General features: G+C 40.1%; 11 protein-coding genes. 3 read left to right on the top strand and 8 right to left on the bottom strand.

What is annotated here, in order from left to right:
- The first annotated feature begins 163 nt into the window (after positions 1–163).
- A complete protein-coding gene (locus tag B2727_RS17660) occupies positions 164–1,702 on the top strand; it encodes an acetyl-CoA C-acetyltransferase (RefSeq protein WP_033134086.1) in 1,539 nt (512 codons plus the stop codon).
- A 102-nt stretch (positions 1,703–1,804) separates the two neighbouring features.
- On the opposite strand, the gene B2727_RS17655 is transcribed toward B2727_RS17660, so the two are convergent.
- The 4 genes from B2727_RS17655 to B2727_RS17640 all read right to left on the bottom strand — a co-directional run bounded on the left by B2727_RS17655 (position 1,805) and on the right by B2727_RS17640 (position 4,270).
- Entirely contained in the window at positions 1,805–2,158 is a 354-nt protein-coding gene (locus tag B2727_RS17655) for a hypothetical protein (protein WP_005316333.1), read from the bottom strand.
- Between the two features lie 120 nt (positions 2,159–2,278).
- On the bottom strand, positions 2,279–3,067 hold the full coding sequence (locus B2727_RS17650; RefSeq protein WP_005316336.1) for a glutathione S-transferase N-terminal domain-containing protein: 789 nt from the start codon (positions 3,065–3,067) through the stop codon (positions 2,279–2,281).
- Positions 3,068–3,079: 12 nt separating this feature from the next.
- Positions 3,080–3,592: a ribonuclease E activity regulator RraA gene (gene rraA / locus B2727_RS17645; protein ID WP_005189586.1), complete on the bottom strand. Its 513-nt coding sequence runs from the start codon at positions 3,590–3,592 to the stop codon at positions 3,080–3,082.
- A gap of 12 nt (positions 3,593–3,604) precedes the next feature.
- The gene (locus tag B2727_RS17640) at positions 3,605–4,270 is read right to left on the bottom strand and encodes an NAD(P)H-binding protein (protein WP_033134087.1); all 666 of its coding nucleotides are present in this window, start codon (positions 4,268–4,270) and stop codon (positions 3,605–3,607) included.
- A gap of 213 nt (positions 4,271–4,483) precedes the next feature.
- On the opposite strand from B2727_RS17640, the gene rpsT reads away from it, so the two are divergent.
- Complete coding sequence (gene rpsT, locus B2727_RS17635; protein WP_004807943.1) at positions 4,484–4,750, top strand: 30S ribosomal protein S20; 267 nt, start codon at positions 4,484–4,486, stop codon at positions 4,748–4,750.
- A gap of 48 nt (positions 4,751–4,798) precedes the next feature.
- Here rpsT and B2727_RS17630 read toward each other — a convergent pair whose 3' ends face one another.
- Complete coding sequence (locus B2727_RS17630) at positions 4,799–6,061, bottom strand: hypothetical protein (RefSeq protein WP_033134088.1); 1,263 nt, start codon at positions 6,059–6,061, stop codon at positions 4,799–4,801.
- A gap of 188 nt (positions 6,062–6,249) precedes the next feature.
- Complete coding sequence (locus tag B2727_RS17625) at positions 6,250–9,360, bottom strand: M66 family metalloprotease (protein ID WP_033134089.1); 3,111 nt, start codon at positions 9,358–9,360, stop codon at positions 6,250–6,252.
- Positions 9,361–9,677: 317 nt separating this feature from the next.
- Here B2727_RS17625 and B2727_RS17620 point away from each other — a divergent pair, with 317 nt between their 5' ends.
- A complete protein-coding gene (locus B2727_RS17620) occupies positions 9,678–10,094 on the top strand; it encodes a hypothetical protein (RefSeq protein WP_241345345.1) in 417 nt (138 codons plus the stop codon).
- A gap of 146 nt (positions 10,095–10,240) precedes the next feature.
- On the opposite strand, the gene B2727_RS17615 is transcribed toward B2727_RS17620, so the two are convergent.
- Positions 10,241–10,972, bottom strand: a complete 732-nt coding sequence (locus tag B2727_RS17615; protein ID WP_005202872.1) for a histidine phosphatase family protein — start codon at positions 10,970–10,972, stop codon at positions 10,241–10,243.
- Positions 10,973–11,023: 51 nt separating this feature from the next.
- Positions 11,024–11,881 (bottom strand): 3'(2'),5'-bisphosphate nucleotidase CysQ family protein, encoded by an 858-nt coding sequence (locus B2727_RS17610; RefSeq protein WP_033134091.1) that lies wholly within the window; start codon positions 11,879–11,881, stop codon positions 11,024–11,026.
- Positions 11,882–11,885 lie beyond the last annotated feature (4 nt).

Raw genomic sequence — 11,885 nt, 5'->3', positions numbered from 1 at the left:
CATGAAATCAATGTCTGATTGACTCATAACAAATCATACTTGAGTTCATGTCTAGATGTCTTGACCTGAATGTGGTCTCAAGCGTCATTCTAGTCAATACAGCAGTATTTGAAATATGGTATGTTTGTAGCAAGAATATCGCAATTATGCTTGGAAAAGCCTTATGAGCAAAACAACTCAAGAAAATCCAGCAGTCGAGACTTCCGCTCAAGAGACTGTGTCAAATACATCAAAAGCAGCTTCAACTTCGCGTAAAACTGCAAGCACAACTCCGAAAGCGACAACGACGACACCTAAAACAACGCGTGCTCGCTCTACAACACGTAGTGCGGGGACTACAAAAAGCACTGCTGCATCATCTACTACGACGAAAGCAGCTACAGCTAAAACAACCAAACCTTCTGTTCAACAGGATAAAACCATGAGCCAAAACACTGTGCGCCGTGTTGCCATTATCGGCGGTAACCGTATTCCTTTCGCTCGCTCTAACGGCGCTTATTTCACAGCTTCTAACATCGACATGTTTACAGCTGCGTTAAACGGTTTGGTTGAGCGCTTCAACCTACAAGGTCAACGCCTAGGTGAAGTGGTTGCTGGTGCAGTATTAAAGCACAGCCGTGATTTCAACATGACTCGTGAGTGTGTTTTAAATACTCAACTTGCACCAGAAACGCCTGCATATGACATTCAACAAGCATGTGGTACAGGTTTACAAGCAGCATTTCTTGTAGCAAACAAAATTGCTTTAGGTCAAATCGAAGTGGGTATCGCAGGTGGTGTGGATACCACTTCTGATGCACCAATCGCTTTCGGTGATGGCTTACGTAAAGCATTATTAGAGCTTAACATTGCTAAAACTGGTAAAGACCGTTTAAAAGCTCTAGCAAAAATTAATGTTAAAGATCTTATGGATGCACCTAAAAATGGTGAGCCACGTACGGGTTTATCTATGGGTGACCACCAAGCAATCACTGCACTTGAGTGGGGTATTCCACGTGAAGAACAAGACATTCTTGCTGCTTCTTCTCACCAAAAAATGGCAAAAGCATATGAAGAAGGTTTCTTCGATGACTTAATTACACCATTCTTGGGTTTAAATCGTGACAACAACTTACGTGCTGACTCGACTGCTGAGAAATTAGCAAAATTAAAACCAGTCTTTGGTAAAGGCGAAGCTGCAACCATGACAGCGGGTAACTCGACTCCACTGACTGATGGTGCTTCATGTGTACTTTTAGCGTCTGAAGAATGGGCGAAAGCAAATGGTCACGAAGTACTTGCTTACTTAACTTTCTCTGAAACTGCCGCAGTTGATTTCGTTGGTAAGAAAGAAGGTTTATTGATGGCGCCTGCTTATGCAGTTCCGCGTATGCTTGAGCGTGCTGGCCTTAAACTTCAAGATTTCGACTACTATGAAATCCACGAAGCATTTGCATCACAAGTTCTTTCTACCTTGAAAGCTTGGGAAGATGAAAAATTCTGTAAAGAGCGTTTAGGTTTAGATGCACCTTTAGGTTCAATTGATCGTAGCAAGCTCAACATCAAAGGTTCTTCTTTAGCTGCGGGTCACCCATTCGCTGCTACAGGTGGTCGTATCATCGCGACTGCTGCGAAAATCTTAAATGAAAAAGGTTCAGGTCGTATTCTTGTTTCGATCTGTGCTGCTGGTGGTCAAGGTGTAACGGCGATTATTGAAAAATAATCTCCGACCTGATCAAAAAAAGGGATTAAGTCTTTAGATTTATTCCCTTTTTTACATTTAAAACCACAAAAAAACCACCCATCTGAATTTAAACTTTCATTACTATCTCGCCCGCTTAAACTTCACATAATAGTCGTTTAACACTTTAATCGCTTGCTTCAACTCTTTTAAATTTTCTTCTGTATTTCCTAATCGCTCAACAAAGCGTTGTGAATGAATTTCCAAATCGATCTTTTCATTAATTTGCGGTGCAATCCGAAATAGCTTTTCTAAATCATCAAATCGATCTAATTTTCGATTAGAAAAATATTCCAAACGAATGCTCAAGCTATTTAACACCACACCATTTAGAATCGTGCCCTGCTCTGCATCAAATGCTAAAGCATGTTCTTTTAAAAATAACTGCTCAGGTGTCTCTTTAGAACTTTTGAATAGGCTGCTCAGCTGGCTTAACATCGATCAATCACTTCACTCTACTTTTCACTGGTATTAAACCGCTAAAACGACCAATCAAGCAACATTCACATCACAACCACCTATAAAAAAAGCATCTTCTACAAGATGCTTTCTCAACATTTATTTTCCATACTGCGTTTTTAAATATTCAACAATCTTGGCAGATTCAAACATTTTTACGCCAGTATTCGGATCAACCAAATACGGAACCTGAATATCTCTCCCCATCACTTCTACAACCTTTTCGCGTTTGCCATTAGGCAATGGAATATATTTTCCAGGTTTTAAACGCAAAGCTGCTGGTCCCATGTCCTGCCAACGTTCTTTTGAGACATTATGCAAAATATAAGGCAGTTCTAATTCAGTCAAAACTTCACGTACCAAACGAGTATAAGGACTGGCCTCGAAGCTCCACAGCTCCAATAATTCAGCTGGTGCTGGACGATCAACAATCTGCTGGTTAATCCATACACCACGCGCTGCATTAGCAACTGTTGCTAAAGTAGAGACATAAGGCAGTTTTGGGTAATGACTAAATTTCTTCGGTGTCTTCCCACTGTTCCCATAATGTTTAAACAAGTGATGAATAATTTGTTGTGACTCATATAATTGGTCACCTGTATTTTCATCAATCAAGAATGGAAATTGGCGTTTCCCACCTTTTGCTTTGACGATTTGGCGGTACTTTTGACCACCTTTAGGACATGGATAAATTTCTACATCCAAATTCAACAAGGTGATGACTTCGCGGACACGACGACAAAATGGAGAACCTTCGAATTCATAGAGCTTAAGTGCTTTTGCAGGTTGATTTGGAAATGGTGTACCAGAGACACCTCTCCCACCTTCAATCACACTTGCCACCACAGATTGTAAAACCTTGAATTGATGGTTCACCATTTTCAACATAACGCTATCCTTTTAGCAATCGACTAGTTTTTCTTTTGCAATCACAATACCGTTATTATCTGCATAGAGATAATCACCAGAATTGATCGTCACACTGCCAAAATACAATGTGATATCAACTTCACCTATGCCTTTACGATTACTTTTTTGCGGGATTGCAGCCAATGCATGTACGCCTAAATCCAATTCTGCAATCGCATCGACATCACGTACGCAACCATAGATCACCACGCCATTCCAGTGATGCTTTACCGCAGACTCCGCAATCAAATCTCCCATCAATGCACAACGCATTGAAGCACCACCATCAACAACCAAGACTTTGCCAGTACCATCAGTTGCCAAAAGTTCTTTCACACGGGAGTTATCTTCAAAACACTTTACAGTAACCACTTGCCCACCAAAGGTCTTACGCGCACCATAACTTTTAAAGAATTTACCATCGAGTGAGGGTATTACCACTTGTAGGTCTTTTTCAGGATTATCATCTAACAAATCACACGTTACGAAAGGGATCGTTGTCACTGAAATTCTCCATTATTTGCTTTGTTGTATGCTTAAATTGTCATAGAGTTTGAATGCAGCTGTCTGCGTTTGTGCCGCAAGCAACATAGTATGCGCCAATTGCTCAGCCATTACAGGTTTAAGTTTAAACGGTCTGGTCCATGTCTTTTCAACGAGCTTAAAAATCGTTTGAGCCATATCTTCCAAGACCCGCACTTCACTTCGTTTACCAATTAATAGTGACGGCTGGAAGATCGATAGCTTATAAATTGACAAGCTTTTGAGGTAGTTTTCCAACTCACCTTTTACTTTATTATAGAAAACTGGTGAATTAGCATTCGCTCCCAACGCACTGACCATTAATAAATGAATATTTTTATCCTGAACTAAATCAGCAAAATGGGCATTAATTTCATAGTCAATCGCGTAAAATGCTTCTTTCGATCCTGCTTGTTTTATGGTGCTTCCCAAGCAGCTGAATGCATGCGTATAAGCACTAACATCCTCATCATTGAGTAATAAGAAATCTTCTAAAACAAGCTGATTAACTTTACTGTAAGTTTTTAATGTATCTGATTTTTTTCTGACAACAACGGTAATCGCATTGAAGTCATCCGAATGTTGTAACTCATCAATGAGTGCTTGACCAACCAAACCTGTAGCACCAATGACGATTGCCTTTTTATCACCTATTTTCATTTTTATTTATTCCAATCAATATCTAAGGCTAATGTAACGTTTTCTTGCACAGTTTTCACCTGTTAAATGTACTTAAAAGTATCACAAGACTTGACTTCGCGGCTTAGTTTCCTCAAAATATGGCACTTGTTTACGGGCTGGTGAATGTTGCTAATGTTTTATTGGTTTTAACTTCAGCCCGCCCAGACCAACTTATTTTCAAGGAGTGCACGAGTGGCAAACTCTGCTCAAGCTAAAAAACGTGCTCGTCAAAACGTTAAAGCACGTAAACACAACGCAAGCTTACGTTCTATGGTTCGTACTTACATCAAACGTACTGTAAATGCGATCGCTGCTGGTGATTATGCTGTTGCTACAGAAGCTTATAAAACAGCTGTACCTGTAATCGACCGTATGGCTGATAAAGGCATCATCCACAAAAATAAAGCTGCTCGTCATAAGAGCCGCTTGAACGCTCAAGTTAAAGCATTAGCTAACTAATTTGATGCACATAAAAAAGCCCGAATTTTTCGGGCTTTTTTATTGCCATTAATTTTTCACATAAGGCTGTAAGCCCGTTCCCGCCTCTGTCACGATCTTGAGCAGCTTTTGGCATAATATATAACTCTCCTCCAACAAACCCAAATCGCTCGCTCGAGCATTGCTCTGCATCAACAAAGCCTTATGCTGTTGATAGCGTTCTTGCAAATACAACTGATCTTGGCTTAATGCAATCATCATCAACTCAAAGCGAAAATCCAAATCGATTTTAATATCTACTGGCATATCACCGTAAGCCCATGCCTGTAATACTTCTAACCGACCTTGCCCTAGATTTGAAAAAATAAAATTGATATAAGCATCTAAGTTAGTAAAGAAATCCTGAATATCTGTTTGTGTATCCCAGCGCCCCATCAACGCAAAACTCGGTTCTACATTATTTTTTTGCCCCGTATTTTTATGCACATCTATTGAACGTAGACGAAAAATCAGGCGTTCAGGCAACTGCTCTTGCAATTGATCAGGAATAAAACGATCCGTAAAATCCATCGCAAAAGACAGCATTGGACTGACTGTTAATTTCCTAAGCACCATTTTCAACTGATAGAAAATACCAAGCTGCTTTTGGGTCAGTAAAAAGCATCGATATCCTGCATCCAACGCCAATTCAGGCCGTCCAATATTGCCCCAATTTGAAATAAAATCATGTGCAACATTAAATACATCCAACTTTAAATGCTGGGCATAACTTTGCTGCTCAAACCATTGACTAATCAATTGTTCCGCTTCAGGCATGCTTTGTGGTATTTGAAAATGATTTAATTGCTTTTTAGGCTCAGAAATTGGTTCAGTCACTTTGATTTTTAAAGGTTCTAACAAATATGGCTGCAACATATTTGAAACCGCATTTTCAGGGGATTGTAACTCACCCACTCCCCACACATTATAATTTGACTCATAGAAGCCAATTCCTGTTTCATGCGCGGCCTCATAAAAGACCCGATAGACCGCATCATTTTGTGCTTCATTTGCTAGAACATCTACTTGCACACTGGCACATAACCCTTGAGCGAACTTAGTCTTAATCCCTTGCACCCATTGTTGCGTCTGTTCAGAAAAATAAGATTGGTATTGCGGATCACAAATCTTGTTGCTAAATAAGTTCAACCATGCTTGCAAAGTTCTACCATGACTAGAGATATGGCGATATTGTTGATGCAGTTCAAAAGCAACTTGATGTGAATCATCTTCCGAAGGGACTTTACCTGTAAAAACCTCAGGCTCCCATAAGTAAATCGTGTTTAATAACATCTTTTTATCCAATTATGCGTCAAGTTTCTCTTTTTATAAGCCTATCATGACGAAAATTTCTACATTTTAAAAGTGCACTTTTATTATTTTTTTCAACTTTCTAAGAAAATACTCTGCATAAAAAAATATGAAGTCCCGAAGGACTTCATATCATCAACTTATGACGTTGAGATAAAATACCCAAATCATTAAGGACTAGATTGTAAAAGCTTAGTCGCCAATACCAGATTCTTTGCAGACAAACCAGCAAGAACGAGGCTGTTATTTACGACTGGAATCGTCCATTTTTGATTGGCACCACTGGTACAACGATAGCGAATTAGACGTGCACGATTATTGGTTAAGTAGCCACCCTCCAAATCGAAGCACTGATTCGATTGCTTAATCGCCAGCGCAGTTGTATCAAGCTCCCACACTTGACTACTTGCACTGCTACAAGGTGTGAGATTGATAACATTACCAGCTGTAGTCGTTAAACACTGATCTATATATTGCTTATTATGGATTTTACCCAATGCATCATAAATCCATTTCTCAGAGTCATCACCGACACAGCCTGTTGATCCACTAATAAATGCATTTAAATCACCATTCGCCAACTTCTCAGCTTTTAAACAATTGGTTCTGTTTAATAAACTGGTGCTTGATGCAAAATTCAAATCACCTTTGAGTTCTAACTTTTCAACAAAAGCATGGAATGCAGTTAATGCATCGGAATTTAAATTGGTCAAATCCGAACGATATACATTGATCCAGCGATTGAGTCGATAAAGCTTAATTTGCTGCTGGGTATAACGTACCATCTCATTCTGAGCATCAGGTGATAGTTGATCTTTAAAGGTTCTATATGAATCAAATAGTAACTTTGCATCCGTCGAAAGATTTACAACTGGCTTGTTTTTATTCTCGACTAAGGCCTGCTCTAATTGAGGCAACTCAATCGCTCTAAGAGCTGAGTATTCTGCTTCTTTACCAATTTCAACTGCAGGTGCTAGAGCCACTGTACTCACAGGAATAGATGTACTTGAAAGTAGCACAGCTGCTTGATTGGCCTTTTTACAATACAAATTCACTTGCTGCGGTGCTTCACTTTGCGCAAGGTTGACATGGAATTTATTGGCGTTGCTATTCGAGTTCATTCGTTGTGGTGCTAAAGCAATATTTTGACTCGTACTGGCAAACTGCACATTCAGCCAACAACTTGCTGTTACTGAATTTGGATTGGCTTGTGGTAGATCAAATACATTACCCCAATTCCCTTTTGCAGCAGGATAAACCAAGCCAACCTGCGCCTCTGGATCATATCCCCCCAAAATCGTATAGACTGGCACACCAAACATTTTTGGTTTCAAGTAATTACCATCAGCACGGTTATACCAAACATTACTTGAGTTTGGTGTTTTAGGCTGAGCAACCTCCATCATCCGAGTTGTGGCATTCCATTTTTTATAACCCGTTGGAGAAGTTGCATCCCAAACATAACGATCAAATGCAGGCTGAATTTTTAAATAGGTACTATAGCCGGTGTAATGAGTATATTTAGAAATGCTACTTGCCGTCGCACCACCAGACATCGCATCCCAACCATAGGCATATTTATTCAGAAAATTCGGTACACCATTTGCACCATCACCTAAATTAGTGGTAGTCCAATTGAGATTACCGCGCATTTTATTTCTAAACGCAATATAGCCCCAGCCACTATCAGCATGATGCGCTGCCCAGAACATATTATCCCCGACAGAACCAGGATAATGCCCCAATCCATAATGATGACCAATTTCATGACTAAACTCATTACCTACAGAGTCAATCAAGGTCAGCATACCATTCCCGCCACTGAGGCCATGAGTTGCCTCACCGTTGCTGTATTTGCCGCGTGCATAATGGGCCACCACACTTTGCGTAATTTGTGGCTGTTCTTGGCTCGCCATTGAAGCACTGGTGACACCCCAATTGGCTAAATTAATCCCCACACCAAAAGTCGATTTAGCCGTGTTTTCACGCATATCACCACTATAAACATCACCCGTGGTTGCACTTGCCGAGTCGTAGATCACACCACTTGCGACCATGACTTTATTCAGCTTTAAATCCTCATATTTGGTCACAATCATACGTGCAGCAGGAATGGTCTGAAAATAATCTGTCCCCGCTTTGGCAGGTTCAAGCAACATATAGTGGCCTGTTGACTTCGGAGGGTCCGTTAATAAGCCCAAACGGATATTTTGCACTACCAATTCACCTGGTGCAGCCAAATCAATATTGTCGGAAGTTAAATCACCGCTACGATTATTCAGTGGATCAACCACGCGGAGATGTAAACCGGCACGAATTTCATTCCATTTTAAGGCAACCGTCCATGCTCTTTTAGAGTAACTCACAGGCGGACGCCCATCAGTATTGGATTGATCAGAAGCTGCAATTCTTGACGGCTCTTTCAATTTAACCGTTCTGAGTAGTTGATTGCCTTGATAAATTTCGACTTGTAGCTTCTGTAAATCACCCATTTCTGCCAATGGTGTCACCAACAACAAGGCATCTTTTTCTGTGGTTAGACGCGGCATTGAGTCTTTTTCATTATTCTTAGGATTGACCACATGACTTTGTGCAAATTGCAACATCGCAGCAAAACTGCCATTTAGATCATTACGCAGTAGACGTGGCAGTCCAAGCTTATCGTAATCATAAAAACCAAGCACCGATTCATCTATTATATTTTTACGAGGTTCTGGATACTTTTCTACCACAGGTGGAATGGACGGTGTTTCTGTATTTCCGCCTCCACCTTGGCTCGGTGTTTCTGGTGTCGTGTTATCCGAACCATTATTACCATTGTTCGGTGTTTCAGGTTTTGTATTTTCTGAACCATTATTGCCAGTATTAGGCAGTTCTGGTGTAACACCACCTGAACCAGTATTACCGCCATTTGGCGTTTCAGGTGTTGTCGTTCCTGAACTGTTATTACCATTATTCGGTGTTTCAGGTGTTGTCGTTCCCGAACCATTATTGCCAGTATTCGGAACTTCTGGTGTGACACCACCTGTACCAGTATTACCGCCATTTGGTAGTTCTGGCACAGTAGTTCCTGAGCCATTATTTGGTGTCTCAGGCGTCCCATCACCCGGTAACTCATTGGTTCCATCACCTGGCGTAGGATTGGTATTCCCTCCAGTACCATGATCATTTTTTGGCGGCTCGGTATTATTTGTTGCATTTGAATGATCTGCACCACCACCGCAAGCGACGAGCATGGCCGATAACAAACAAACCGTTAAATGTTTAAGTTGTAATTGCATCACACTTCCCCAAGAAAAACTTGATAAATTATCGTTAATGACAAATTAAGTTAATTAGTTAAAGTTAATATAAATCATGTATTTATATATACTATCAACTTAAATAGCAGGAAGGGAAATTAATTTATCGTAAAAACAAGAAATACTGGATTTATTACACTTTTAATCTAATTCAATTTTATTTACATTTCCAAATTGAACATAACCCCACCAACAGCACTACACTTCCCTCACTCAAACTACCTATTTCAGGCATATAGAATTCATTTAAATTTAAGTTTTGAGCAACAATCAATCTACAAAAACTGGAGAGCCAAATGAATAAGAATGGGAAGGTTATCATCGCAGTCGCACTTTTTTCATGCAGTAGTCTCAGTTTTGCTGCAAGCTGCACAAATACGATCGAGAACAATACGGTCAGTGCTCTCACTGTTCCCGCAGGTGCAAATTGCACACTCAACAATTCGTCAATTGAAGGCGATGTAAATATCGGGAAAGGTGGCAGTTTGATTTTAAATAGCTCGTCTATCCAAGGCAGCATTCAAGCTAACCAAGCAAAAGCAATCAAATTAATTAACTCAAGTGTCAGTGGTGATATACATATTGCACAAGCTGCGACAATATTAAGTTTAGATAAGTCAATAATTTCAGGGAATATTCACTGTTCAGCTTCAACCAAGTTGCAAGCAAACCTCAGCAATATCGAAGGACAAAAAATTGGAAAATGTGGTTAATCAGACTTTAATTCAATCATGTTGATATTTGAATCCAAATGATCGGTTTGGATTCACATCAACAGCAGTCTAATGCTCTTGATTAGTGAGTTATTATCCGATTTGATTTTAATATTTCAAAGCAACATTTTTATTATCAATTAGAACTAGCGATTCAAAAACTGCTTTATTTCTAACGCTTGCCGCTCACCACGCCAAATCCATTTTAATTGACTTTCCGCAAAGTCCTCACCCTCAAACCATACAAACAAACCCTCCATCATGTCTGGCCAATCCGTTTGTTCAATTTGATTTTTACCAGAAATCACCGCAACAATGGCAGCAAGAATCGTGTCATGACTTACAGCCAAGCTTAAACCATTCTGTTGTGTAGGATGGGTATGATAAAGCAATTCCAATACATCAAATACGCCTGTAATGGGATGTTTCATCCCAGGTAAAGCATTATTGACAAAACTATTAATAAAACCTAAAGCACCTTGTTTACGAAAATAAGGTGCAGCCTGCTGTATATCCAACACGAAGCTACCCGGTTCAACCAACAAACGCTGCTCAACAATTTCAATTTGATGGGTATTAACGACTTTACGTGTTTCATCAGCGCCTTCAATCATCAAAGCAGCAGTATCCACACAGCGCTGAATCGGGCTGGAAATACAATGTTGAATCGCCCGATCCGTATTTTGAATTAAATATTGCCCCCAAGCATAAGCCAAATCCCGACCTTGTTCAGTCAACTGTAGATCATAGCCTGCCAAACCTTGCCCATTCACCAATTCACGTAAAGAGTGGCGTGTAAACAAAGTCACAGGCGTTGAAGCATCTGGCAGTAAATCAATTGCTTCAAACATACTTTTAGGCAATAAATGCAGAGTCATATTCACATACAGGCTTTAATTTAACTCACTATAGCATGAGCCAGATAACACTCAATCTAAAATGCCAGAACGACTGAGCGCATCGTATGCAATATTTTTGCAATGCTGATCACGATAAGCGATAAAGCCACCATTCAACACAGTCTCGCGTTGATTATATAGAAATGGTTTTTGATCCAAGGTCATCAAGCCACCACCAATACTTTCTAACAAGGCTTGGCCTGAGCTGGTGTCCCATTCTGATGTTGGATGGAACCGAGGATAAATGTCAATTTCACCTTCAAGCATCATACAAAACTTATAAGCACTGCCTGCTTCACGACGCTCTACCTTACGATTTTGTAAGATTGGCTCGATAAAGTTTTTATATTTTGGATTTTTACTGTTATGGCTCAAACCGATTTGTAAAGGAGCCACCATATCATGCTCTTCAAGCTGATATTGGAACCACTCTTGTCGACTAAAACTATATTTATACGGTAATTGCGAGGTATGTCCGATGTACATCACCTGCTCGCATGGCACAGCAATAATCGCAAATATGGTCTGGTGACCGTCAATCAAACTCAGATTAATCGTGAACTCGTCACGCTCATGAATAAACTCTTTAGTCCCATCCAGAGGATCTAGCATCCAACAGCGCTGCCATGCCGCTCGAGCAGAGTAATCACTCTCTTCTGATAGCACAGGTAATTCAGGCGTCACTGTCGCTAAGTGCTTTAATAAAAAGTGATTTACCTTTAAATCAGCCTGCGTTACAGGCGAATCATCGCTTTTTTCCTGAATATTAAACTCGCAACCAGCACAATAACTTTGGTATTCTTCCAACAATATTTGACTTGCCTGCGCCATGATCGGAACAAGTTGTGAAATTAACTGATCTTGTGGAGCAAGCGTTTTAATAAACATAGAC

It is taken from the genome of Acinetobacter sp. UBA991 (genome assembly GCF_002292065.1).
GTDB lineage: Bacteria > Pseudomonadota > Gammaproteobacteria > Pseudomonadales > Moraxellaceae > Acinetobacter > Acinetobacter higginsii.
Note: the sequence above shows the minus strand (reverse complement) of the source record. Positions and strands in the feature narration are given on the sequence as shown.

Excerpts from the sequence above, each read along its gene's own strand:
- B2727_RS17660 (WP_033134086.1), top strand. The coding sequence starts at position 164 with ATGAGCAAAACAACTCAAGAAAATCCAGCAGTCGAGACTTCCGCTCAA.
- B2727_RS17655 (WP_005316333.1), bottom strand. The coding sequence starts at position 2,158 with ATGTTAAGCCAGCTGAGCAGCCTATTCAAAAGTTCTAAAGAGACACCT.
- B2727_RS17650 (WP_005316336.1), bottom strand. The coding sequence starts at position 3,067 with ATGTTGAAAATGGTGAACCATCAATTCAAGGTTTTACAATCTGTGGTG.
- B2727_RS17640 (WP_033134087.1), bottom strand. The coding sequence starts at position 4,270 with ATGAAAATAGGTGATAAAAAGGCAATCGTCATTGGTGCTACAGGTTTG.
- B2727_RS17630 (WP_033134088.1), bottom strand. The coding sequence starts at position 6,061 with ATGTTATTAAACACGATTTACTTATGGGAGCCTGAGGTTTTTACAGGT.
- B2727_RS17625 (WP_033134089.1), bottom strand. The coding sequence starts at position 9,360 with ATGCAATTACAACTTAAACATTTAACGGTTTGTTTGTTATCGGCCATG.
- B2727_RS17620 (WP_241345345.1), top strand. The coding sequence starts at position 9,678 with ATGAATAAGAATGGGAAGGTTATCATCGCAGTCGCACTTTTTTCATGC.
- B2727_RS17615 (WP_005202872.1), bottom strand. The coding sequence starts at position 10,972 with ATGACTCTGCATTTATTGCCTAAAAGTATGTTTGAAGCAATTGATTTA.
- B2727_RS17610 (WP_033134091.1), bottom strand. The coding sequence starts at position 11,881 with ATGTTTATTAAAACGCTTGCTCCACAAGATCAGTTAATTTCACAACTT.